Origin of the sequence: Pontiella sulfatireligans, assembly GCF_900890705.1 — a bacterium.
GTDB lineage: Bacteria > Verrucomicrobiota > Kiritimatiellia > Kiritimatiellales > Pontiellaceae > Pontiella > Pontiella sulfatireligans.
Genome location: NZ_CAAHFH010000001.1, coordinates 1435965 through 1462194, shown reverse-complemented (window position 1 = coordinate 1462194; position 26230 = coordinate 1435965). Strand labels below are relative to the sequence as shown.

Annotated in this window: 15 protein-coding genes; 14 read left to right on the top strand and 1 reads right to left on the bottom strand. The window is 51.6% G+C overall.

Translation table 11 applies throughout. The features are described 5' to 3' along the window. Positions 1-122: 122 nt before the first annotated feature. The 12 genes from SCARR_RS04990 to SCARR_RS04935 all read left to right on the top strand — a co-directional run bounded on the left by SCARR_RS04990 (position 123) and on the right by SCARR_RS04935 (position 20123). Entirely contained in the window at positions 123-1625 is a 1503-nt protein-coding gene (locus SCARR_RS04990; protein WP_168433006.1) for a right-handed parallel beta-helix repeat-containing protein, read from the top strand. Beyond that, the gene (locus SCARR_RS04985) at positions 1618-2706 is read left to right on the top strand and encodes a Gfo/Idh/MocA family protein (RefSeq protein ID WP_136060410.1); all 1089 of its coding nucleotides are present in this window, start codon (positions 1618-1620) and stop codon (positions 2704-2706) included. Before SCARR_RS04990 ends, SCARR_RS04985 begins: the two co-directional genes overlap by 8 nt. Positions 2707-2753: 47 nt before the next feature. After that, positions 2754-5354 (top strand): glycoside hydrolase family 3 C-terminal domain-containing protein, encoded by a 2601-nt coding sequence (locus SCARR_RS04980; RefSeq protein ID WP_136060409.1) that lies wholly within the window; start codon positions 2754-2756, stop codon positions 5352-5354. An 85-nt stretch (positions 5355-5439) separates the two neighbouring features. Next, complete coding sequence (locus tag SCARR_RS04975) at positions 5440-8163, top strand: outer membrane protein assembly factor BamB family protein (protein ID WP_136060408.1); 2724 nt, start codon at positions 5440-5442, stop codon at positions 8161-8163. A 27-nt stretch (positions 8164-8190) separates the two neighbouring features. After that, positions 8191-10551 (top strand): glycyl radical protein, encoded by a 2361-nt coding sequence (locus SCARR_RS04970; protein ID WP_222846180.1) that lies wholly within the window; start codon positions 8191-8193, stop codon positions 10549-10551. A 7-nt stretch (positions 10552-10558) separates the two neighbouring features. Beyond that, on the top strand, positions 10559-11389 hold the full coding sequence (locus tag SCARR_RS04965; RefSeq protein WP_168433005.1) for a glycyl-radical enzyme activating protein: 831 nt from the start codon (positions 10559-10561) through the stop codon (positions 11387-11389). Then, positions 11380-12498 carry an ROK family protein gene (locus SCARR_RS04960; protein WP_136060406.1) on the top strand — a complete coding sequence of 373 codons (1119 nt, stop codon included), beginning with the start codon at positions 11380-11382 and terminating at the stop codon, positions 12496-12498. The genes SCARR_RS04965 and SCARR_RS04960 overlap by 10 nt, the downstream gene beginning before the upstream one ends. A gap of 101 nt (positions 12499-12599) precedes the next feature. Next, on the top strand, positions 12600-15362 hold the full coding sequence (locus SCARR_RS04955; protein ID WP_136060405.1) for a glycosyl hydrolase family 28-related protein: 2763 nt from the start codon (positions 12600-12602) through the stop codon (positions 15360-15362). 445 nt (positions 15363-15807) lie between these two features. Beyond that, the gene (locus SCARR_RS04950) at positions 15808-16731 is read left to right on the top strand and encodes a sugar phosphate isomerase/epimerase family protein (RefSeq protein WP_136060404.1); all 924 of its coding nucleotides are present in this window, start codon (positions 15808-15810) and stop codon (positions 16729-16731) included. A 181-nt stretch (positions 16732-16912) separates the two neighbouring features. Further along, positions 16913-18013: a hypothetical protein gene (locus SCARR_RS04945; RefSeq protein WP_136060403.1), complete on the top strand. Its 1101-nt coding sequence runs from the start codon at positions 16913-16915 to the stop codon at positions 18011-18013. A 115-nt stretch (positions 18014-18128) separates the two neighbouring features. After that, positions 18129-19562, top strand: coding sequence for a sulfatase family protein (locus tag SCARR_RS04940; protein ID WP_136060402.1), 1434 nt, complete (start codon positions 18129-18131; stop codon positions 19560-19562). Positions 19563-19634: 72 nt separating this feature from the next. Next, positions 19635-20123 (top strand): hypothetical protein, encoded by a 489-nt coding sequence (locus SCARR_RS04935; protein WP_136060401.1) that lies wholly within the window; start codon positions 19635-19637, stop codon positions 20121-20123. A 25-nt stretch (positions 20124-20148) separates the two neighbouring features. On the opposite strand, the gene SCARR_RS04930 is transcribed toward SCARR_RS04935, so the two are convergent. Continuing rightward, positions 20149-22149 (bottom strand): alpha-L-fucosidase, encoded by a 2001-nt coding sequence (locus tag SCARR_RS04930; protein ID WP_136060400.1) that lies wholly within the window; start codon positions 22147-22149, stop codon positions 20149-20151. A 295-nt stretch (positions 22150-22444) separates the two neighbouring features. On the opposite strand from SCARR_RS04930, the gene SCARR_RS04925 reads away from it, so the two are divergent. Beyond that, positions 22445-24724 carry a heparinase II/III domain-containing protein gene (locus tag SCARR_RS04925; RefSeq protein ID WP_168433004.1) on the top strand — a complete coding sequence of 760 codons (2280 nt, stop codon included), beginning with the start codon at positions 22445-22447 and terminating at the stop codon, positions 24722-24724. 7 nt (positions 24725-24731) lie between these two features. Next, complete coding sequence (locus tag SCARR_RS04920; RefSeq protein WP_136060398.1) at positions 24732-25958, top strand: glycoside hydrolase family 88/105 protein; 1227 nt, start codon at positions 24732-24734, stop codon at positions 25956-25958. The last annotated feature ends 272 nt before the right edge of the window (positions 25959-26230 follow it).

The following is a 26230-nucleotide window of genomic DNA, read 5'->3' as shown; positions in this document are numbered from 1 at the left end:
GTTAAGTACGTTTTTATCCGTGGAAACGAGTTAGAATCTATTATTGAAACCTTGACGGATTGTTAACAATATGCAATAAGGGGCGAATGTATGTAATAAACTCTATACTGAAGGTTGGGGTAATGGGATGCGTCCTGTTGTTCTCCAGTTTGCTGACCCGCAATGGATATGGGGAAATACACCCTCTGCAGGCGAAACTGGATGCCGGAAAAAATATCGAGCTGCAACCCGGGCAGGTGGTCAGACTTACTGAATGTCTGACATTTCATAAGGCTGGGCAACGAATAGAGACCCTAGGGGCAAAGACGGCCGCGGACTATGCAAAAATCGTGATGGCTGATGGGGGGCAGGGCGCATTGATTAACGCGCATGGAATTTCCGGCGCCACACTATCGAAGCTGATTCTGGATGGGAATCGGCCGGGTTTCCAATCCTTGGAAGGAAAGCTGACCGGCGAGCCGATGCTGTCGTTTGGCGGAGAAGGGGCAGTGGGTCAGGAAATCCGCAACTGCATTGTCATCGATGGTCGCTGCGCCGGAGGCTGGGGGGCCATTCATGTGCAGGAAGGTGGGGCGGCTATTGTCATCCGCGACAACGTTGTATTTTCCGCCGGAGCCGATATTCGTGGTAATGGACGATCGCCCTACGAAAAACCATTTGGTTGGGGCGATGGGATTTCATCGGCAAGTCGGGATACTAAAATCCTGAACAACCTGATTATTGATGCGACCGATGATGGAATCATGCTTCAGGGCGCGCCCGGGTCGTTGGTGAAGGATAATGTAATTGTCGCACTCTCCCGTGAGATGCTGGGCGGCATTGTCCTGATTGATCCCTTTGGCTATTACGAACTGGATGCTGAAAAAAGAACCTATGATTATCGCGGCATTGTGGTTGAGGATAATCTGATTGTGGCTGCTGGAGGCCGCATTCATGCGGGGTTTCCAATGGGTGGAAGTCCGTGGAATGCCGGCTTTGACGGCACCACGTTGCTGGGCGCGCGGGTACTGAATAATCATATCAGTGGCGGAGCCGCCGGATACGGATATGTTGTTCGCGGGGTCGATAATTTTGAAATTAAAGGCAATACCAGCGATGCAACCTATTCCGGTTTAGGGGACGGACTTCCGGGCAAGCCGCCCGATGCCCCGATGGCGTTCATGTACGATCCGCAGAACATTGGAAACAGTGAATTGCAGTCGGATTTCGTGCCGATGACAAACAGCCTTACCGCGGTGCTGCGCGCAAGTCGCAGCCCCAGGGATTCCCGGAATGCGCTGGGGTATCGCGATCAGCCTTATCCGGATGACGAAGTCCTTGCCGTGGTGAGGATGGCATTTGTTGAGATGCTGGGCCGTGATCCTACTGATGTGGAATCCAGACATTGGAAAAAATGGCTTCAGGAAAATAAAACGAATGCAGATACACTGCGTCGGAATCTGATGGCACGACCTGAATTTGTTCAGAAGCATGGTTATATTGATCCGTTGAATTTGCATGAATGGAGAAACAGCCGCTGGCTGAACTTGCTCAAGGAAACCTGTTCAACCATTCAGTCGGGCGGCATCGACTGGCCGAATGCCCGTGCATGGAATGAGACCTTAATGAAGGCATTGTATGAATAAGCTGTGTCAAACTTTATTGTGTTTTCTTGCTGTTGCTGGGACTTCCTTTTCAAAAGAACCGGTAAAGATTGGCGTGGCCGGATTGTCGCATTCCCATGTTTTGCTTTTGCTTAGGGATCAGGAGCGAACTGATATTAAAATTGTCGGAATTGCAGAGCGGGACGCGGCTCTTGCAGAGCGATATGCCACTAAGTTCAAAATCGATAAAAGCCTGATCTTTGATTCGCTGGAAGACATGCTGGATCAGACGAAGCCCGAGGCGGTGGTCACGTATACTTCGATTTGTGAGCATTTGGCGGTGGTAGAGGCCTGCGCCTCGCGAGGCATTCATGTGATGGTCGAAAAGCCGCTGGCCGTTTCAGTTGAACATGCTGCGAAGATGATTGAACTGAGCAAAGCAGCGGGAACCCTGTTGCTGACCAATTATGAAACCTCCTGGTATCCCTCGAATCATGCGGGGTTCGAAATGGTTGAGCGTGGAGAACTGGGCGACTTACGGAAAATCATTGTCTATGACGGGCATACGGGGCCGAAGGAAATCCGCGTCAATGAAGAGTTCCTCGATTGGCTGACTGATCCCGTTCTTAACGGCGGTGGCGCTGTTACGGATTTCGGGTGTTATGGCGCGGATCTGATCACATGGCTGATGAAAGGGGAGCGGCCCGTTAGTGTGTACGCCAGTTTGAAGCAGTATAAGCCCGACGTATATCCCAAGGTGGATGATGATGCGACGATTGTTCTATCGTATCCGACCATGGAAGGTGTGATTCATGCCTCGTGGAACTGGCCCTTCAGCCGCAAGGATATGCATCTGTATGGAACAACCGGATATGCGTTGCTGGATGACAAAGAAACGATTCGGTATCGGTTTGAAAAAAGAGTTCCGGAGCAAACCAAAATTATACCGAAGGAAAGCGCACCCTTTTCTGATCCGTTTACTTTTTTTGTGTCCGCGATCAGGGGGGATACAAAGGTTGGGAAAACCGATTTGTCATCCCCTGAAATTAATTTGGCGGTGGTTGAAATTCTGGAAGCGGCAAAGGAAAGCAGCCGGACCGGTAAAAAAGTCGTATTGAAATGAAATTCCGCCTCTTCAGAAGAGGGGAATGATTTGCTAATGGAGAAAAAATGATGAATAGAATATTAAATAAAAAGATCGCAGTTGTGGCGACTGTTTTAATGGCCGGTGGTCTTTGTGCCCATGCCGGAGATACGATTCTTGCGGGGGAAAACCTTGCCGAAATTGACGCGAATGTGGCGAAACTTGTTGAGCAGATGACACTGGATGAAAAGATGGTGTTCATGCACGGGGACCCTATCAAGCTGGGCTATGACGGGCCACCGCCGATTGAACGTCTGAACATTCCGCCTTATATGGTTGCCCACGGTCCGCATGGCGCGCGGCCAATTTATCCGGATCCAGAGACCGGCCGTCGGACAGTCACCCCGGGAACCTTTATGGGGGTATCTATGAACTACGCCGCCTCCTGGGATCCGGAACTGGTCGAAAAGGTTGCCCACGGTATGGGGCAGGAGATCCGCAGCATGGGCAACCACGCCGTGGCTGGTCCAGCCTTCAATATTGTGCGCGATCTGCGCTGTGGCCGTTCAACCGAATACTTCACGGAAGATCCCTTCCTCAATGCCCGCATTGCTGTTCCTTTTGTAAAGGGACTGCAGGATGAGCAGGTCATCGTTACCTTGAAGCATCTGATCTGTAACAACCAGGAGTGGTCGCGCGGGTTCCTTGATGTAAAGGTGAGTCATCGTGCCTTAAACGAAATCTATTTCCCGGGATTCGAATATGCCGTTACCGAAGCGGATGCCATGGGCATCATGAGTTCATATAATAAAATTAACGGTAAATGGGCGGCTGAAAATCCGTATGTACTCGATACAACGCTGCGCAAACGCTGGGGCTTCAAGGGCTTTGTTTTGTCCGATTGGGGCGGTACCCATTCAACCGTGGACTCGGTCAAGGCCGGTCTGGATCTGGAAATGCCGCGAACAAGCTGGTACGGCAAAAAACTCAAAGCGGCGGTGGAGTCCGGCGAAGTTTCGATGGAGCTGATTGACGAACGCGTGAGCAATATTCTGCGTACCATGTACGTTGCAAAATGTTTTGACCCGGATTTCAAAAACCCGCCGAAGTCGGTTTTCAAAAGCGCTCCGATGAAAGCCTTGGCGCACGAGCTGGCCCTCAACTCGATTGTGCTGCTTAAGAATGAAGACGGGGTACTCCCGTTTGATAAGGCTGCGGTTAAGAAAGTTGCGGTGATTGGCCCGCATGGGGACTACGGTAAACATTTTGATGAAGGAAAATACGACTACACGTTGTTCCAGCTCGGCGGAAGCGCCAATGTGAAGGCGGACCAGGAGGATATGATCACCCCGCTGAAAGGCATTCAAGCCTATCTCGGTGATGCGGTGGAAGTCGTCTATGCACCAGGGGCCTATGCCGAATTCGGCTGCGGACCGATTGCTTCAAAATACCTAACCACGAAAGAGGGTAAGCCGGGGCTCAGCGCCGTTTATTACGACGGCATCGGTTTTAAAAAAGAGCAGCGCAGCGCTGTGGATTCCTCCATCTCTTTCCAGTGGGATAAGGATCCGCTGATTCCTGAAGCCGGCCGCCGAATGGGTTCGGATCAAAAGTTTTCCGTCCGTTGGGAGGGCCAGCTGAATGCTCCTGTGACACGCGAGTATATGATGGAAGTTCGCTTCGAAGGTCGGGCTTCCCTATACATTGACGGTAAAAAAGTGTTCACCGGTAGAGATATTAACAATCGGTGGGCGCAACAGGTTAAAATCGAGCTGACCGAAGGGCCGCATGATATTCGTGTTGAATACGAAAAAATCGGCCGTAAAGGCATCATGAAGCTTTGGTGGGACTATGAAAATATCGCGTGGACCCAGGAGGCCGTTGAGTTGGCCAAAACATCTGACGCGGTTATTCTCTGTGTGGGTAACTCCGGAAACATGGAGCGCGAAGGACGCGACCGTTATCAGGGACTGCAACTGAGTGAAGCGCAGGAAAATCTGATCAATGCCGTGTCTAAAGTAAACAGCAAGGTTGCGGCCATTACCTTTACCGCCGGTGTGGGCATGGAAGACTGGATTGGTGGTGTTCCTTCGGTGATTCAGGCCATGTATCCGGGTGAACAGGCCGGTAAAGCGCTGGCGGAGATCCTTTTTGGCGATGCCAATCCGAACGGTAAGTTGACGGTATCGATTCCGAAAACGGTTGCGCAGTATCCGGAAGGGTATTGGGGCGCGGATCTGAAGGAAATCGAATACAAGGAAGGCATCTTTGTCGGCTATCGCTACTTCGATGAGCACAACATTGAACCGCAGTTCCCGTTTGGACACGGACTGAGCTACACCTCCTTTGAATACGGTGAGCCGAAGGTCGAAGTAAAAGGGCAGACGGCTAAGGTTACGTTCGATGTTACTAACTCCGGGAAACGAGCTGGTGCCGAAGTGGTACAGCTCTATGTTCACGATGTTGAATGCAGCGTGCCGCGCCCGAAGAAGGAGCTGAAGGCATTTAAGAAGATCGCTCTTCAGCCTGGAGAAACTCAAAGCGTAACGCTGGAACTCGATGATCGCTCATTTGCCTTTTTCGACGAGTCGACCGAAAGCTGGGTGGTGGAGCCGGGGCAATTCGACCTGCTCCTCGGCAGCTCTTCACGCGATATCCGCAAAAAAGCGGCATGCAGTATCAAATAGAAGTTTAATCAAAATCCCCTGCCTTTGAATCAAAGGCAGGGGTTACTTGTTTCGGCCCATGGATACCGCATAAGGGAACGTTGATATGAAAGGTGGGTTGAAGGCTTCGAGAGGATCGCGCTGTGCGCTGAGTTTAACCCTTATACTCAGTTTGGGCGCCTGGAGTGCTGTCGCTGAATTTAAGACGACCGGTCACGACGAGCTGGATGCGATCCGCCAATCCATTGCTTTCGATAAAACCAACCGTGAAAACTACAAGCTCAGGCTGTTTATGCTGAAGCAGTGGGTCTGCAGTCTTCAACAGATGGGCGCCAATACGGAAGCGTTCCTGGAGGTGTCGGAGATTTATAAGAAAAATTCCCCCTGGAACCTGATGCATCTGGGGGGAAAAGAAAAACCATTGACTGTTAAACAGGAAGCCGAGATGTTTCCGGCGATTGATCGAGGCTATGAAATTCTCGATGTCCTCTATGCGGAATGCAATCAGCTGAGCCCCGAACCGGTTGTCCGGACTGACAGCGCGGTTCCAAAGGGTGGAAACAAAACGTCCAATGTTCGGAAAGAAAACTGGCCGCTCTACCAAAAAAATAATCAGCATAAAGGGTTTGTGGAAACTGATGTGGTGTTGGCCGGCAAAGAGGCCTGGAAGTTTCCGGTCGGTTTTGCGGCTTATGCACAGCCCGTGGTGGAAAATGGGATCGTCTATGCCATTTCCCCCGGCATGCGCACGATGATGTACAGCCTTGACCTTGAGACCGGAGAAGAGCGTTGGACCACCAAGCAACTGGCGGACATTGTTCAGGACCAACTCTATTGGACGCCGGCCGCTGGCTCCACACCGCGCGTGCTGAAAGATAAAATCGTTGTGCGTGATATCGGATCGCGCGGCAATAAAGGCGATACGCGCTATGCGATGGTGATTGATAAAAAAACAGGTGAGATCGAAAAACGTGTTGAAACAGGCCATGTGGATTACCGGACCGGTTATGCCCCGATTGTGGCGAACGAACGCTTTATTGTATTCCCGAACGGGCCGCATGATATCCACGAAAATCCGCCGGTAAGTGGAGCTTTTAATCGGCTGACCTGTCGGGATATTGCCTATGGCAGAACCATGTGGAACCAGTATACGGGCGCAACAATGTGCGAGCCGGTGCTCAAGGGAAATACCGTGGTCACCGGAACCATGAACGGAAATATATTCTGTATGAATCTGCGGTCTCCGGTTAAGGGCGAGCGCCCCGGTTCGGTTCGTTGGCAGTTCCAGGCCGAAGGCGGCGTAAACAAGACGCCCCTGATTGCGGATGGAAATGTGATCTTCGGTTCCAACGGCGGGATGATCTATTGTCTGTCAGAGGAAGACGGAACGGTGCTGTGGACGTTCAAGACGGATGCGCCGGAAAAACGGGCGATGATAAATTTCTCCCCGCCGGTTTGTGCCGAAGGTAAAGTATATATCGGCAGTGCGGACACATTTCTCTATTGCCTGAATGCCGAAGACGGCCGCGTTGAGTGGAAATATAAATGCAACGACTGGATCCGTTCCAGGCCTGTCGTTGCCGGCGATCAAATCTATGTTTGTTCGTTCGACGGCACCCTGACCTGTCTCAAGAACACAGGTAGGAAGGCTGAGAAAATCTGGGAGAAAAAAGTCGGCACCCACCAGACGCTAGCGGATCTGACCTGTAGCCAAAACAGGATTCTGGTTTCAACCACGGATCTGTTTCTTTGGTGTTACAGCGATGCAGGGGATTTGCTCTGGAAAAAGAGCCTCATTGAATGTGCGTACGATGGGGAACACAGGATTCTATTGGAACAGGTTGCCGGCGGAGCCTACTTCCAGTCGAAGGTTACCGCGGCGGATGGAACCATTTTCTTCGGTACGCCGTCGCGGTTTACACATGGCGTTGACGCTGAAACCGGAGAGGAGTTGTGGCGCTTCGAGCTAGGAGCGGCCGTCTCGGTGGCACCTTCTTATTCGAACGGAAAAATCTATGTCGGCCAGCAGGGCGTGGAGGAATATTTCTACTGCCTGGATGCCAAAACGGGGCAAAAGATCTGGAAGCAGTCGATCGGCTGGGTATGGGGATCGTGCAACATTGCCGAGGGCAAAGTGCTGGTGCCGTGTATTGACGGATACGCAACCTGTCTGGATGCAGAGACCGGCGCAATTGTTTGGCGGCACCGCACCAACAGTTCGCTGTGCACCGAACCGACAATCGATAACGGCACGGTGACCTTCGGGGGATGGGACCGGTTTATTTATAACTTTGATCTGCACACAGGAAAGGTGAACTGGAGTAAATATTTCGATCACGGTTCCGATTCCGGCGCCATGATCGCCCATGAAGGGAAACTCTACTTCCCGTCGCCTGGCAACGAGTTCCGATGTCTGGATGCCAAGACCGGCGAGCTGGAGTGGAATATTTATGTAGAAGCATCGATCTTCAATGTGACTCCAGCCTTTAAGGATAATCATGTCTTCGCATCCGCGATGATCGGCCGGATGCTGGGCAGCACGCCGGTGTATTGCAATGTCTACCGCATCAATCTGGATACGCAGGAAATCGTCTGGACCCATCCCGGCGGCGGCCACACGGCGCCTTTGGTTGCAGGCGATAGAGTCTATGTCGGCTCGCTGACTTCTCCCTATTTGTACAGCCTGGATGAAAAAGGCAATGGTGACGGCTCCACGGAATGTTTCTGGAAATTCAGAATGGAAAATCGCATGGAAGAAGCTTGTATGGCATTTTATGGCGACAAGGTTTACACACTGAGCTCGGGGGGCTGGGTTTATGCCGTGGAATAAGCCCGAGGCCAGACAAAAGTGACTATTATGAAACAGCTGTTAGATCTAAACATGACGGAACGAATAAAGGCGCTTAGAGAGCGGGCGCTTGCATCGCCTCGTTATTTGTCTCTGGAGCAGGCCAGGATTATAACGCGCGTCTATCGGAAGTCGCCCGATCTGCCCGTAAATCTCAAACGCGCCCGGGCCCTGGCATGCGCCTTGGAGGAGATGCCCATTGCCATTGATCCCGAGGAATTGATCGTAGGCAACCGCACACCCGATGGACGTGCAGGTGTGGTTTTTCCAGAGGCAGGAATCAGCTGGCTTGAGGAGGAGATAGAGACCCTCCCGACCCGCCCGCAGGACACCTTTGAAGTTCGTGAACAGGATATCCATGACTTTCGTACGGCCATTCTACCCTATTGGCGGGGCAAAAATTTGGAGGACGATATCTACGCACAATACGGTGCGGAGATTAAGGCCATTGAGAAGGTTGTGAAAATCAACCAGAAGGATCATGCTCAGGGGCACATCTGTCCCCATGTGGCCAGCTGGCTGCGCCATGGCCCCACAGGACTGCTGCAGCAGGCAAGAGAAAAGCAGACGCAGGCTTCAGCCGAAAAGGTGGAATTCTACCAAGGCGTCTGTCTGGTTTTAGAGGGGGCGATCTGCTTCATCAAACGATATGCGGACCTGGCCGATCAGCTCGCTCAATCCGGGACGGATGAAGCGATCTCGGGGAATTTGAGGAAGGTCGCTGACGTTTGCCGACAGCTTGCCGAGGGGCCGCCGGCGTCGTTTCGTGAGGCGCTCCAATCCGTTTGGTTCCTATTCGTAATCCTCCACATGGAATCCAATGCATCCTCGTTTTCGCCGGGACGCATGGACCAGTATCTCTATCCCTACTACGAACGGGATGTGCGGGATGGGGGACTCACCGAGCAAGCGGCGTTGGAGCTGATCGAATCGATCTGGATCAAGTTCAATCAGATTGTCTATATGCGCAACGCCCATAGCGCCCGTTTTTTTGCGGGCTTTCCCATTGGTTTTAATGTGGCCATCGGCGGACAGACCGATAGGGGTGCGGATGCGACCAACTCGCTTTCCTATCTCTTCCTCAAGGCGCAGGAACATATCGGATTGCCCCAGCCCAACCTATCCGCCCGGCTTCATAAAAACTCGCCCGACGATTTTGTGGATGCCTGTACCCGTGTGATCGGTTTGGGCAGCGGCATGCCGCAGATCTTCAACGACGAAAGCATTGTTCCCGCCCTGGAATCCCAGGGCATCAGTCACCGGGATGCCATGAACTATGCCGTGGTGGGCTGCGTGGAACTCACCACCCAGGGCAACAATCTGGGATGGAGCGATGCGGCCATGTTTAATCTGGTCAAAGCGCTGGAGCTGACCCTGAACAACGGCCGGTGCATGCTGACCGGGCAGCGCATGGGCTTGGAGACGGGAGATCTTTCGGACTATGACAGCTATGTGGATTTGGAAGAAGCCTATGGCCGCCAGATACAGTTCTTCGTCGACAAGATGATCAAGGTCTGCGAGTGGATCGAAGCCATGCACCAAAAACACCTGCCCTCTCCCTTCCTCTCCACGGTCGTCGACGATTGCATGGCAAGGGGACTGGATGTCACCGCCGGCGGGGCGGTTTACAACCTCTCCGGCATCCAGGCCATTCAGGTCGCCAATGTGGCGGACAGTTTGGCCGTATTGAAACAGTTGGTCTATGGGGAGCGGCGACTATCCCGGGAGGAACTGCTCGCGGCCTGCCGGAATAACTTCCAAGGGGAGGAAACCTTGCAACAGGTCTGTCTGCATCAGGCACCCAAGTACGGCAACGACGTGGTATGGGTGGACGAGCTGGGAGCCCGGTGGCTGACGTTCTTTGCCGACCAGTTGCAGCGGTTCACCAATGTGCGCGGCGGACCCTACCACATGGGTCTCTATACCGTATCGGCCCATGTGCCCATGGGAAAAAACGTCGCTGCCACACCGGACGGACGGTTGGCCGAAAGCCCTTTGGCCGACGGCGGCATGTCCCCCATGTACGGCCGCGATTGCCTGGGACCCACGGCGGTGCTTCGTTCCGTAGCCCGCGCGGCTTCGCACCGGGCGAGTAACGGAACCCTTTTAAACATGAAGTTCCTGCCGGTGTTCTTTAAGACGCGGCAGGGGCGGAAACAGTTCTTGGCCCTGCTCAAGGCCTTCGTCCGGATGGGCATTCACCATGTACAGTTCAATGTGTTGCGCAGGGAGGATCTATTGGACGCACAACGGAATCCCGATGCCTACCGGGGGCTCACCGTGCGCGTCGCCGGCTACACGGCCTATTTCACGGAACTCGCCGAGGACTTGCAGGACGAGATCATGGCACGCACGACTTTTGGAGATTAACGAACCTATGGTACGCGGAACAATTTTTGATATCAAACGCTTCGCCGTGCACGACGGTCCGGGTATCCGCACCACGGTTTTCCTGAAAGGCTGTCCCTTGGCCTGCCACTGGTGCCATAACCCCGAGGGCATCGAACCCGGAATTCAACTTTGGTACCATGAAAGTCGCTGCATCCGTTGCGGGCAGTGTGTGGAGGTCTGTCAGGAAAAGGCCTTGCGCGCAGATCCATCCGGAGGATCTTTTATTCAGATCAATCGGGAACGTTGCGCGCTCAACTCTGACTGCGTGAGCCGTTGTCCCACCCATGCCCTGGAATGGGCCGGCAGGGAGGTGACGGTCGGCGAAGTCATGGAGGAGGTTGAGAAGGATCGGCTGTTCTATGAGATGTCCGGCGGCGGTGTCACGTTAAGCGGGGGGGAGCCCCTCCAACAGGCGTCCTTCTGTCGGGAAATCCTAAAGGCCTGCAAGGATAGTGGACTGTCGACCGCCATGGAAACCTGCCTTTTTGCACCTCGGGAAACAGTGGATACGGTGATCCCCCTGGTTGACCACTTTCTGGTTGATCTCAAACTTTGGGATGGGCAGGCCCATCGGCAGTGCACGGGAGAAGACAATACGATCATTCTGGAAAATTTCCGATATCTGGCCGAGCGGCATTCGCATGTGACCGTGCGTATCCCCTTGATAAAAAACTTCACGGATGCGCCGGATAATATTGAGGCCATTGAGCAATTTGTTTTCTCTGTCAAAAGCGACATTCCGATTGAGAAACTGGATTACAATCCATTGACACCCAGTAAATACCGAAGGTTGGGAAAGGAGTTCCAATGCAGCTAAGAGATAACGCGGCTTATGAACAGGATAACCGTGTGGTACTGACCCTTGATGCCGGGGGAACGACGTTGGAATTTTCAGCTTTGCAGGGAGGACGCGAGGTCGCCGAGGCCGTGATTCTCCCGAGTGTGGCCGATGAACTCGAACCCTGTCTGCAACAACTCGAACGCGGCTTTCGCAAGGTGCTGGAACAGATTCCGGGACAGGCCGATGCCATCTCCTTTGCCTTTCCCGGCCCCGCGGATTACAAACAGGGCATCATCGGCGACCTGCCCAACCTGCCGGCCTTTCGCGGCGGGGTGGCGCTCGGCCCCTTCCTTCAGGAGGTTTTCGGATTGCCCGTTTTCATCAATAACGACGGCAACCTCTTTGCTCTTGGGGAATATGTCTTTGGTTTTCTCCCCGACGTCAACCAGCAGATCCAGGCACATGGCGGGAGCAAACGTTTCGAAAACCTGATCGGGCTCACCCTCGGAACCGGTTTCGGCTGCGGTATCGTTTGCGGCGGGCAGCTTCTGTTGGGGGATAACTCCAATACGGCCGAGATTTGGCTGATGCGCAACAAGGTCCAGACCGACTGCTGCGCCGATGCCGGGATCGGCAGGGACAAGCTCCGTGTTTTCTATGCTCAAAAGACGGGGCAGGATCTGACCGACGTTCCCGCACCGGATGTGCTCTACCGTATTGCCAAAGGAGAAGCCGAAGGGGATTCGAAAGCAGCATGTGAAGCTTTTGCACTCATGGGCCAGGTGCTGGGCGATGCGATTGCAAATACCGCCAGTCTCATCGACGGGCTCGTGGTCATCGGCGGTGGGATCAGTGGTGCTGCTGACTTATTCATGCCCGCCGTTATGGCAGAACTCAACGGTCGGATCGGCCACCTCCACGGGGCGCAGCTACAGCGAATGCCCTTCCATGCAAGCTATCTGGAAGATGATGCGGCCATAGCCGCCTTCAGCAAGGGCGATCCGCGCACCTTGGCTGTGCCGCAGTCATCAGCGACCGTAACCTATGACGCGCTGCCGCGGATTGGTGTGGGATTGTCCACCCTCGGCATCAGCCGCGCCACAGCTCTGGGAGCCTATGCTTTCGCAGTAAGCCATCTGGGGTGATCAAAAAAGCTTGCACCGCCTTTAATGGGGATAAATTGTACATACGCAATTCCAGAGGTTGATTTTATGCCGCGGAATAAGATTATAAGGAAAGAAAGACCATGCAGATTAAACCATTAGTTAAACCGATGCTGTTGCCGATGGCGTTTTTCATCCTGTCGTTCCAGATTACATTTGCGGCTCAGGCCAAACGACCGGAGCCGGGAACGCCGCGCATCAACGAGACACAATTCGAGACGCAGGACTATGTTATCGCGACACATGATGTGCGCGACTACGGCGTAATTGCCAATGATAAGGACGATGATACCCAAAGCTTTCAGAAAGCCATTGATGCCTGTGAGCAGGATGGTGGCGGAGTCATTTTTGTTCCGGCTGGATATTATGTTTTTAGAGATCGGCTGATTTTAAAGTCGGGGGTACATCTGCGGGGGGAATGGAGTAGTCCTGATGTCGAAAACCTTCCGCGAACGTCTACGCTATTTGCCATCTATTATGGCAGAGGAGAGCCTGACGCTGAGCCCTTCATCACGCTGGGAGAAAGCTGTGGACTGAAGGACCTTGCGCTTTGGTATCCGGAACAGAACTTTGCTGAACCGGTGCCGTATGCCTGGACCATACAACAACGCTCAGGGCTGAGCGCCGGGTTGGAAAACATCACCGTTTACAATTCATGGAACGGTATTCAGGCCGGTCCGAGCCATAATCAGTTGCTGACCATAAAAAACCTGTTTATGACCACGCTGCATACAGGATTCCTACGGGATGAGATCTATGACTGCCAGAAGCTGCAGAAAATATATATGCGCCCGAAATACTGGATGGAGTCGAATCTTCCCGGATCGCCTAAAACACCGGCTGAGCAGGTCGCGCTGAAAAAACATCTATTGAAGGAATCCACGGGCGCGGTGATCACCCATTATGACTGGACGTGGATGTATGATTGGGTCATTGAGGGGTTCCATACGGGCATCGAGGTCAGTCGCTCCAAAATCAAGACCGAAGATCGGGGTCCCAATGGCGGTTTTGTGAATCTAAAGCTGATTGATAATTTTATCGGTATGCAGGTGGGGGATGTCAACCGATGCGGATGGGCCGATACGGATGTGTATATTCGCTCCCGTCTGAAAAATGCGATCGGTATTAAAGTCACGGCGCCTTTAAAGAGTGTGGCTCAGTTTTTAAATATTACGTTTGAAGGCTCGTTTAAATATTGCGTGCTGTCGGAAGCGTCCCTGGGTGTGGTCAGCATGTCCGGGTGCTCGTTTAACGGTTGGGCGGATGATGGCTATGCGGTGTATGCCGAATCCGGTGTCATTCAGTTGATTCAGAACGATTTTTCACAATCGGGGAATCATATTTATCTGGGGAATGGAATTAAGAGTGCAGCTGTATTGGGCAACCGATTTAAAGGGGTTCCGGACATTGGAAATAACACAACCAAACGTGCGGAAGTCATTATTGATCATACCGGTCTGGATCTTAAACAATGCGATCTATCCCGGTTCGAATATCCGGACGCGATCTATAAGCCGGAAAAGGCCGATCTTTTTAATGTGCGCGATTTCGGGGCCAAAGGGGATGCGGTTACAGATGATTCAACAGCATTCGTCAAAGCCTTAAACGCGGCCGAGAAAAACGGGGGCGGAACCGTTTATATTCCGGTTGGAAAATATGTTCTGAAGAAGGAACTGATTATTCCGTCCAATATTGAAGTGCGCGGGGTGTTTGAGAATTGTCATCACACCAAAAATGGAAACAGCTGGAGAAAACAGTCCAATAAAAAAGTGTATAGCGGACAGAGGGGAAGCGAGCTGTTTGCGTTTCCTGGGAAGGGCGATGAACAAGGCGCCCCGTTTATCCGATTAAATGCGGGAGCATCGCTGCGCGGGCTGACCATTTATTATCCTGAACAGAAATGGTCGGACTACGAAAAAAGCAAAGCCTTTACTCCGTATCCCTGGACGGTCCAGTCGCTCGGCCCTAATGTCCGTATGAAAGATGTGCTGCTGGTTAATTCCTACAAAGGCGCCGATTTTGGAACGTATGACAGCACGGGGCATAATATTGATTATTTATGTGGAGCGGTGCTGAAAACGGGCCTCTACATCGATAACTGTTTCGGAAAAGGGTTTGTAAAAAATGTGCAGTGGAACCCATCGTTCTGGGGATGGTCGGGGTACCCCGACAGCCCGGGCGGCAGCCGGGAACTGCGGGACGTCGTCCGGTACACGCTGACCGGATTTGTTTTCGGTTATTCAGAACAGGAAAACATGCTGCAGAATTTTTCGTTCGGAACCAAAACCGGCATTCATTTTATCGGTAATCCGGAGCACGGTGGAATCAATGGAACCTTGATTGCCCACGGCATTGACCATAGCGGCGTGTCGATGGTGTTTGATGACGTCGGCGATGATGCGCAATTTGTGAATTTCCAGATTGTTTCCATGGAAATGGATGCGCGGCGACGGTATCTCGATATCCGCGACGGCGTGAAAGGGAAAGCGCAATTTTACAGCCTGCTGGGATGGGGTCACAACCCCTGCGCAGAAACCGGGATCGAGATGCACAGTGGTGATTTCTACTTCTTGTTTTCGAGTTTCGCGAGCTTTGGGCTGGACTATGGCATCAAACAAACCGGCGGCACTTTAAAAGCGGTAGGAATGCGCTTCGGCGAACCGATCAGAAGCCCGATTGCCGGCGGGTACGAATCAGGGTTATACGGCTATTTCGGAGAGGGGATCGACGGGGCTGAAATTATCGGCGCCATCAAAAAGAAAAACCCTTCCGATGGAGAGGCCTTTATCAATAAGGCCGGATCAAAGGTAAAGATCATGCACTCGATTCCACATGATGGATTTTGAGAACGGCAATGTGTCAAAGAGTAACTCCATGAGTAGGTTAAAACGGCTCCTCTGGCGTAGCAGGTGGGAGGTCCGGTTTCTCCGAAGTATGAGGAGGGCTTGCCCCTGAACCTCGGATACACGCCCTTTGCGTCCCGCAAAGAAGAGCATGCTACACTTTGAGGAATGCGTTGCGTATATATGTCGCCGTACCGGCGCCTCTCCATATCAGGGAAACTTCCAATCTTTGGAAAAATGATGACGCCCCCGATAACTCCTTTGTTGGTGGGGGTGGGGCGACCTAGACAACGGATGCTTGAGTTCGAGAGCTGAACCTTTCGAGCGTGTGGGTCAGATGAAAATGACGCTGAATGTTGAACGTTTGAGGCCGTGTGTTGAGTAAATCGGATTCCAATATGGTTCAGTTTTATTTGATCGATAATTCTAGAACGATGAAAAGGTGAACATGATGACAAAACAAAATCTATCACGTCGAAGGTTTTCGACGACGGTTGGGGCTGCGGCGGTATGCACCAGTGCTGCTGTAGCGGCACCGAAGTCGCTTTTGGCGGCGGATCATAAAAAAGGAAACATCCAGTTTTCAATGTATCTCTATACCTTGATGAATTGCCCTTGGACCAGAGAGGAAATGGATCTGGTTGAAATCTGCCGAAGAACCAAATCTCTGGGTATCGATGGGCTGGATTTTATCGGGACCGGATACCATAAGTCCTGGGAAAATATTCGGAAGATAACCGATGACCATGGACTGAAAACCATTTGCTTTACGATGGGGGTTGGTCAGCTTGAATCACCGGATGCCAAAGAGCGTATAGTCGGTGTGGAAGAATTTAAAAATCGTCTGGAGGTTGCCCACACCCTGGGTTCGGACCGGATTATGCTCAACCAGGGCGGAGTACGTTCGGGTAATGATTCGGATACAAATCGGAAATGGATGATCGAGGGGCTCAAGGATGCCATGCCGCTTGCCAATGCGGCGGGCATTGAAGTGACGATAGAAACGCACAACAGTCCAACGGCACCGTTCAAAACATCGGCCCATTTTTCGGAAGCCATTGCCGAGGTGCCGGATCTGAAGGTTTGTTTTGATACGGGAAACAGCTTTATAAACGGCGAAGATCCGTTGCAGGGCTATTTGAATAATAAAGAGCACGTCACCCACATGCATTTTAAAGATGTGAAAGGGGAACTCGGTAAAGTGAAGAGCGGTCCCTGTGTGCCGGGAACCGGTGTGGTTGATCTTCCGGCGATCATCAACGCGATGAAAGAAAATCGCTACAATGGCTATGTGAACCTCGAGAAAGGCGGCCCGGATGGATTCGAGGTGTACAAACAATCCATGGAACTCCTAGGGCCGCTTATCGCATAATGTCCCTCAGATGTTCAAAATCATGAACACATTGTAAAAAGTGTTCATGGTTTTTCATCTCCGATTTTCTCGTTAAAAAGACGGTAAATGACTACCCGCGTTTTTTATCTGCCGTTGAATGTAATGCCATAGATCACGGACTCTCTTCTTTCAGGTATTTAGATAATAAAAAAAAGGAAACATGAAAACGATAAAGATGAATACGCAAAAAAAAGGGAGACAGCTGGTTTATGTATTTGTGGCGGCTGTACTGCTGAGTATGGCGGCTTCTGCAGAATTTGACTATATAGGTCAAGATGATGAACCCAGAGTAACCGATAAATTGACACCCTATGAACTGTCTGTGCCCTCGGTACGAACTACCGACCGGATTGGCTGGAGTGCAGATGGGAATAATAATGATCCGGATGACTGGTGTGCAACGCCGGTCGCGTTGTGCATTATTGCGGCCAGTGGATATCGTGATCAGCTGGTTCATTTTTCGTATAATAATCGGCTGGACCAATTCAATACGAAAAAAATGCGGGAGAATAATGAGAGCACGCTGGGGGCGGCGACTCGGTTCGGGTTGGATACGAACCTGTTTTATGATCTGTGGGCATCGGATACGAATACCGGCAAAAGTCCAGCAAACGCCCTTCGTCCCGGTCATGCCGCTTCGGGCGTATATCCTGGATATGACGCGGCTTTTGAGTCGGCCATTCAGGAAGTGTTGGCCAGCAGTGAAACAAACCGTTTTTTCTGGATTCAGGCCGGTCCCTTTGAATTCGCCTACCGGGTTCTTCAAGAGGCCGTCACACATCGGGGCGCTACGGCAGAAAACCTGCGCAACACGATTCTGGTTTCCCATTCCGGAGTCAATGAACAGTCGAATAAGTGGAGAAATGAAATCGATGCGATTTCGGGAAACAAGCGAGCTGCGGCCGGCGCACAGATGTGTGTAGAGGAGTATGGTGTCGGGTTCTACTTCACCGGAGCTCAGGGCAGGGATCGGTTCGGCAGCAAAACGAATATGGAAGCCTGGGACTTCGTGGCGTGGATGAAAGACTCCGATGACGAAGCGTTCCAATGGATGCATAACCGATTTGTCGTTTTTACCGATTTCTTTCAGAATGAAAACCCGAAAAATGCGAACAGAAAGGGACTGGACGCATCGGATGCCGGTATGGCTTATACCTTGTTAATGGGTGATTATAATGGCAACTTAGCAAAGTTTTCCGGAGTCGTGAGTAATTGCAACTGGGAGGCATCAGGAACCGCTCCTGTGGCTTCAAATGACTGATCCGATATGACGGTCAGGATAAACTAGTTCTTCAGGTAGATTCGATCTACAGTCACGAGCTCTCCAATCACCTGAAAAAGTGAATTTCCATCCATTAACCGACAGATTATTTAATATGAAAACTCTTCCTTCCTCCCTAATATTCGTCAGCTGTTTAGCATGCTGCGGCTTCGCAGCACCGGCCGGAAAACCAAATATCATTGTTATCTTTACGGATGACCAAGGCTATGGGGATCTTTCCTCTTATGGAGCGGAGGGGTTTGTAACGGCTGAAATTGATCGCATGGCTGCGGAGGGCATGCGCTTTACGGAATTTTATGCGGCGCACTCGGTGTGTACACCGTCCCGGGCGGGGTTGCTTACCGGGCGATATGCCGCGCGCTGGGGAAATCGCGGAAGTGTGTTCTGGCCCTACAGTAGCGACGGGATGCCACCAAGCGAAGTGACCCTGGCGGAGATGCTCAAGGCCCAGGGCTACGCAACGGCGGCCATCGGGAAATGGCATTTGGGACATCTCCCTGAATATCTCCCGACCGCGCAAGGATTCGACGCTTACCTCGGCCTCCCATATAGCAATGATATGTGCCACGATGGTGGAATGCCACTGGCCGACAACGTGAAGTTCCTCGGGGGGATGACCCTCGAGGATTACAAAGCCTACCAGCCTCAAGGGAAGCATTGGAAAGTGGCTCAAAAGGAAGGTCGCGCATTCAAACACATGCCTCCTCTTGTGTTAAACAACGAGGTAATTGAGTGGCCCGCTGATCAATCGCAACTCACGCGTCGTTACACCGAAAGAGCAATTCAATGGATCGATACAAATAAGGAGCAGCCCTTCTTTATCTATCTTGCGCATTCGATGCCCCATACGCCGCTTGCAGCATCGGAACCCTTCAAAGGAAAAACGGAGCGGGGACTGTATGGTGATGTCATGACGGAAATTGATTGGTCGGTCGGGCAGATATTACAGGCCCTGCGTGAGCGCGGATTGGAGGAAAAGACACTAGTCATCTTCACGTCTGACAACGGCCCATGGCTTCAGCGGGGTGATGACGGCGGAAGTGCCGGTCCACTGAGAGCGGGGAAGCGAAGCAGTTACGAAGGCGGCCACCGTGTCCCGGGTGTCTTCTGGTGGCAGGGCCATATTCCATCCGGTGTGGTTTCCGATTATAATGCAACTGCTCTCGACCTTTTTCCGACGTTGGCCAAGGTGACAGGAAGCGAGCTTCCAACGGATCGCAAACTGGACGGCATGGATATCAGTCAAGTTTTACTAGGAGCCGAAGACCAACAGGCGCTCCGGAAGAATTTTATCTATATGAACGGGCAGGCGATTCGTGTCGGCGATTGGAAATACCGTTTCGCAGATAAATATGGAAGCGGGGTCGAGGTGCCGAATGGAGAGGTAAACGTGAAGGTCGAACAGCTCTTCAATTTGAAAAAAGATATCGGAGAACAAAACAACGTAATCGATCAATATCCGGAAAAGGCGCAGGAGCTGAAGAAGCAGTTGGAACAACACTGGAAGGACGTGGAAAAAGATCGTTAACCAACGATTACTGGCTTTTGCCGCTCATGATAAGGGTTTCACAAAGGGTGATGTTGAATATAAGGTGAGTCGATGAATGTAATAACCGTTATAATCGTGGTTTTCGGGATTGCACTATTTATACTCTTTATTCTTATCGAAGATGCCTTCGATAAACTCGTCGATTGGTTATTCTCCCTCGTGGGTCTGCAATCCGGGAATGGTCCCTTGTTAACGAAAGCTTCCATGGAGGGAGAAACAATCGTTCTCTCTCTGGAAAATCAGGGGAAACACAGGTTTAAGCTAGTAGGGATAGAGGGGCGTGACGGCAATCAAAAAAGGTGCTTCCCGACGCCCTATCTGGATATAAACGATGTTCACAATCCACAGGCTGAGAAGCGCGTTCGTAAACAATTTGCTAAATTCACCCTTGGCTCGGGCGAGTCAAAAAAAGTGATCCTGAACAAGGCCGAACTGATTACAATGAATTGTCAGGCGCTGACTGTTCTTGACACAAAAGGGCGCGCATGGCCCGTAGTCGGTTTCCATGCGGACGCTACCTTTTCCGACACGGGACCCTGAATTGCTTAAGACTTCTCTCATTCCGTTATTTCAGAACGGGTTCGAGAATGATCGTTCTGGGGCTGAACAGCTCCGTGCTGCTGATCCCATCCAATGCGCTCAGCTTGAGGTCGTACTTGCCGGGCTCTAAGCTAAGAGTCCCTAAAGAATCGCCGACCATTACCGTCTTTTTGGATTTGGTGGAATCCATTTTCATCAGCTTCAGCTCTTCGTTGATATAGCGCTCATCGATCTTGCCTTCATAATTGACCGTTCCGGTGAGCTGCTGATCGCCGATGGTGATCTGGTAGGCGTCATCGAATTTTCCTTCAGGTGGAAGGTCATAGATAACGTGAACGTTATACTCGGCCTTTTTTTCTACGCTTACCTTCCAGGTCACGTGATCTTCAGGCTTCTTCCAATTCGTGAAATAGGCTTCAAACCCTTTTCCTTTTTTGTACGATAAACCATCACTGACAAAAGGCGTGTCATAGACATGAAGCCGGTTATTAACAGTAGCTTCAAGCGGGCGGCGGTTTTCCCCCTTTGGCTCAGAGGAAAAACTCAGTTTGATCACGCTATGGTAGGGGGTATCCGGTTCGACAGGTACGTCGATGGTTAGAAGGCCGTCCTTTTGTTTGACGGAAAGCGATTGATTATTTTCCGTTAAGACGACTGAATCCGGCGTACTCATAAGTCCGCCCACTCTGAGCTTACGATCTGCCGGCCAATCAAAGACGTGCAGATAAAGATCGTTGTCCTTGCCCGTAACTACGCCCCAATTATGCACGGCGAGTGGCGTCATGCCGGCCCCACGAATAGAATCGCCGTTGTTTGCCCACCACGTTTCCATTTCTTTATAGGTTGTGATGTCGCCATCGGTCCAGGTGCCATCACCTTTGGGTCCGATATTGATCATCATGACCCCATCCTTGGACACCACCGTGGCCAACATTTTAAGCAAGTAATCGGTAGGACGACGGTTATGTTCATCAAATTTATTATAACCCCAAGAATGTAAGGTGGACTGAATGCACTCCCAGTCGTTGTCTTTATACGGGAAGACGATGGGGCTATCGGGCCCGCCTTCATAATCGCCATAGAAATGCTGAATTCTGTAATTCACAAGCGTGTCAGGCGCTAGTTTTCTGACGGTTTCCAGAACGCGAATGTTATATTCCGGCGGCATCCAGGAGGCCGTATCAAACCAGATAAATTCCACATCATAATCCTGAAGCAGTTCAATGACCTGTGGGATAGATTTATTCACATAGTAATCCCAAGCCTTAATCATATGGGCTTTGACTTCGGGTGTATCCTGCTCATACCATTTGCCATTCCCCATTTTCTTTTCATTAGCACTGGTTGCTGGATTACCCGGAAAATCCCAATTGTTTTGGGTATTGCCCGGCATATACCAATCCTGAGCGTGCGAATAATAAACACCGAATTTAAGGCCATGTTTTTTACACGCCGCTGACAATTCTTTCAGGGGGTCTCTGGACCACTTGGAGGCATCCTCAATATCAAAGTCAGAATGTTTGGAGTGATAGATGGCAAAGCCGTCATGATGTTTTGCGGTGATCACAAAAAACTGCATACCCGCATTTTTTGCGCGGAGCACCCACTCGTCGGCATTAAATTGCTCGGGTTGGAACTTGCTCGCCGCCTGTTCGATGTAATCCTTTTTGGGGATCTTATAGACGCGGGCGATATGCTCGGCATACTGACCGGTCATTTCCTGCCCTTCGTATCCGCCTCCGAGAACTGAATAAGCACCCCAGTGCATAAACTGGCCGAAGCGCGCTTCTTTCCACCACGCGACCCGCTGTTCCCGTGTCTTCATCGACTCGGTCCACCATTCCGGAACATTCGTCTTGTCTCTATAATTTCTGAACTCCAGCGAGGGCCTGGTCGTATCAAAAACAGGTTCTTCAGCCGTTGAGGAAAATGGAATGGAGATCAGTAAGCACGCAATGCCTGTCCCGATTGTTTTAAGATCCTTTATAGCTGGCGTACTAGGATGTACAGGATTCCTTTTATTCATGCCTTTACGCTCCCTCTGAACTGGGTTTTAGACGCATCAAATTCGAATGCCGCCACCGAACCATAGTGGTCAAAGTGCTGAGTTTTCTTTTTTCTTAAAATTGCGGGACGGCTAAGCCGGTTAACCGCAATAGAATGATTATGAATGTGTTTTTAGACGGTTTAGAAAACAACGTAGTTCTTGTGAATCAATATTCCGAAATAGAGCGTTGAGGTCAAGTTGTAAACAATATACAAACTTATGGACAGTGTCAGTCACCCATTCTCCGTCTACAAGGAAAGCAATGATTATTAAAATGAAACGACCAGTATTTTCCAATCTTTGGAATCCCATACGCGGGCTGACCTTGTCTTTCATAAGTCTGCTTTGGTTTGTTTGTGCAGCAGTTTCGGCTCCCGTCGATACTCATCCACACATCATTGTGACAGAGCCGGAATTTGCGCAGTTACGCGCGCGTTCTGGAAAATGGCCGTGGTCGGCCATGAAAGAAAAGGCAATTCATGATGCGACGAACTTATCCTTTCCGCGCACGGAGGAAGTCGCGCCCCCCACGGGTAGAGACAAGCCGATCGCGGCCTATGAACTCGACTGCTATCGCATTCAGGACATCGTTAGCGCGTGCGCGCTAGCCTATATCCTCGACCCGGACCATAAGTCTATTTATCTCCGGAAGATGGAGACGGAGGTAGCCGGCGGGATGAATTATTTACGCGCGGAAAAAGAAAAACAGGGACCGGGCGGCGGAGGTCATCTCTACAGCGTCCGGCCGGCCAGCACTGCCTTTATGACCTATATCGCCCTGGATATCATGCATCACGACCTTTCTGAGTCGGTTCGAAAGGCCATGGAGGAGGACTGCGACTATATTGCCGATCACCACAAACCGTCCTGGCGGGAAAGCCGATATGCCATCGAAGGGATGAAAGAACTGTATCATCAGGGTAATACAAAATTATTCGAAGAGAAGAAGAAGGCCTATCGCAACTATATCCTAAAAGAGACTTCCGAAAGCGGCGTTTTTGCCGCCGGACCGGGCTATACGCGAAGTCGGTTGTACATGGATAAGCGCATCCAGAAAAAAGCCTTTATGGATGTGTGTGAAGTTCAGGGCTATCATGAGTTTTATTCCGAGCCCAAATTTCAGGTGCTGTATGAATGGGTCTTTGGCTATGTGATGACGCCTTTCGGAAAAAGTTATACGTTCGGCGATACCCCGCCGACCAAAGAGTTTGATCACTGGTCCGTCGCCGCGCTGCGGGCCAATCGATTCTCCGAAAAGGCGCAGCGCTATGCCGCCCACACCATTGGCACCTATAGAGACGAGTTTGTTAAAGGGCGCCTGTTGCACTATCTCTTATGCGATGTGGCTCCGTTGGACGCAGAAAGCCCGCCCAGTCGCATTTTTAAAGATGGCGGGGCCTGGCTGATGGAAGATGCCGATTCGGACCGGGCGCTGGCCGTCGCACTATGGAACCTGAACATGCATCCGGTAAGCCATGCCCACAAAGATGTAAACGCGATCCACATCGCCGCATACGGGGAGCATATTTTCCGCAATTCCGGGTACGACGGGTGGGCCAATGGCGAATGGAAGTGGATCCATAATACCGCGGAATCCTCCAATGTCGTTTTAATCAATGGCGTCGACCATGTGGATAAGCAGGGCGCTGGAATTACGGAAGGTTTCGTTGGATGCGACATTGAATACGCCAGTGGCAGTTCCGGTAAGGCCCTGCCCAACGGACACCATCAGCGCAACGTTGTTTTTGTGAAACCGCGGGATGGAAAGAGCGGCTATTTCATCCTCATTGATGAAGTTCATGCCACCGATGCTTCTGCTTCGGTGAATGTGGTACTGCATCCCAACTCCGCATCAGATCCGGTTGTGGTCGCCGAAAAGCAGACCTATCAATGGAATATAGAAGGCTGCAACTACAGTGGCCATCCGGTTCAGTCGACGGTCTTCCAGGGCACCCCGCCAGAGAGCGTGGAGATCAAAGTCGGCTATAAGGGCTCTTATTCTAATTGCAGTCAGTTTTATGGAAAATATCTCTACGCAACCTATCCAACCGATGAACAAGGACAGGCCGGCATCGTCTCCGTCATCTTCCCGCATGATGACGCGCATCCGGTCGCCGGTATGACGCGCGTCTCTTTACCGGAAGCGAGTGGAGTCGCGCTTGATCATGGTGACGGCGTCATGGATACGGTTTTAAGCGCATCGCAACTTGAAGAAGTTACCCGCGAAGGGGTTTGCTTTGAGGGAATGGCGACCGTCTACCGTCAGGTTGCTGGAAGTCTACAAACCTATTTCATTCGCAAAGGAACTAAATTCAATGATGGAGCCTCGGAACGCAGGGGCTTCGAGTCCGATGCGGAGGTCAGCCTGTTTATGAATGATAAACTGGGACGGATCATTTCGGCAGGCGCGAATGTGAAGTTCTTCTGCTCGGGCATCACCGCGGTAAACATAGACGGGAATCCGGCTCCTTTGACAGGTTCCGGAGCTGGATGGCTTGAGGTACACGTGGCATCGGGCTCTCATACGATACAGCTGGTTGTGCGAAGCAGATAAGGAATGGATGAAACGAATGTTAAATAAGCGGTTTGATTTGAATGGTAAAGTGACTTTGGTATTCCTTTTTTGCGCAGCGGTTATGGCCTGCGCGGATCAGAATCCGAAACCGGAATCGGTCAAATCCCTTACGCAGAAGGTGGCCGACTGGCAGATCGAAACCTTTGAGGATTCCGGGGAATATCGCGCGCTTGCTGGTAAAGCCATGCAGCGGTTTCAGGAGACCGGTAAGAGGCCCGGTAAGCACCATGATCTGTCTTGGAACATGGGGGCGCTCTATGCGGGCATGAATGAGTGGCGTTCCATTGCGGATCATCCGGAGAAGTATACCGCTTTCCTGGAAATGATCGGTGAACGCAATGAGTGGCAGTTGTACCGGCGACCCTATCACGCCGACGACCATGCGGTCGGCCAGCTCTACCTGTCGCTCTACGAGGAGTGCAACGATTCGGCTATGCTCCAGCCGACACGACAGCAGTTCGACTCGATTCTGGAAAACCCCAGAACCGGAACGCTGGATTGGAGAGCTCGGCCGACGGATGCCCACCATCGTTGGGGCTGGTGTGATGCGCTGTTTATGGCGCCTCCGGTTTGGGCGCGTTTAGCGAAAGTTACGGGAGACCGAAAATATCTCGATTTCATGGATCAGGAATACCATGCCACCTATGACCTTTTGTGGGACAAAGAAGATCATCTCTTCTGGCGGGATTCTTCCTGCTTCCCGAAGCGAGAAGCCAACGGAAGCAAACTTTATTGGGCGCGAGGAAACGGCTGGGTGTTCGGCGGACTGGCTCTGATGATTCCCGACCTTCCGCGGGATTGGGACGGACGCGCATTTTATATCGACCTCTTTAAGCAGATGGCCAAAAGCCTGGTTACGTGTCAGCGAGAAGATGGCACCTGGTCCATGGGGCTGCTTGGAGGGGTTGAGGGGTATCCCATCAAGGAGGCCAGCGGCACCTCATTCTTTACCTTTGGACTGGCCTGGGGCGTGAATAACGGAATACTTGATCGCGCCACGTTTGAACCTATCATTATCAAAGCATGGAATGCGCTGACGGAATGTGTGAGCGAAGAGGGGATGCTCGGCTACGTTCAGCCGGTCGGTGTGGCGCCCGGGGATTCGTACGGCGAAAAAACTGAGGTCTACGGCATCGGCGCGTTTTTAGTGGCGGGAACCGAGGTTTATAAATTGGTCGGGGGTGAAATTTCGGAGTCATCTGTGGAGCAATAAAAGGTTCTGCTGAAGTGACTTTCGTCGTGCTCGTTTACTACATCCTTTGCGCTTCTTGCGCCTCTTTGCGGCTATCGATTTATCAGCATTGATCCGTTGCACCGATTCCCCTGCAACAGATCAACGCGTGAACCTCTCTCTTTGTTCGTTGTTTTCTGCGCAAATTATCAATCGCAAACTCATGGCCCTGCTTCGCAAAGTGAACCGTTCCTGCACCCTAAAACCTTTTGCGAAATTGGTTGTTATTCGCGCCCAATCATCTGCGCGCAATT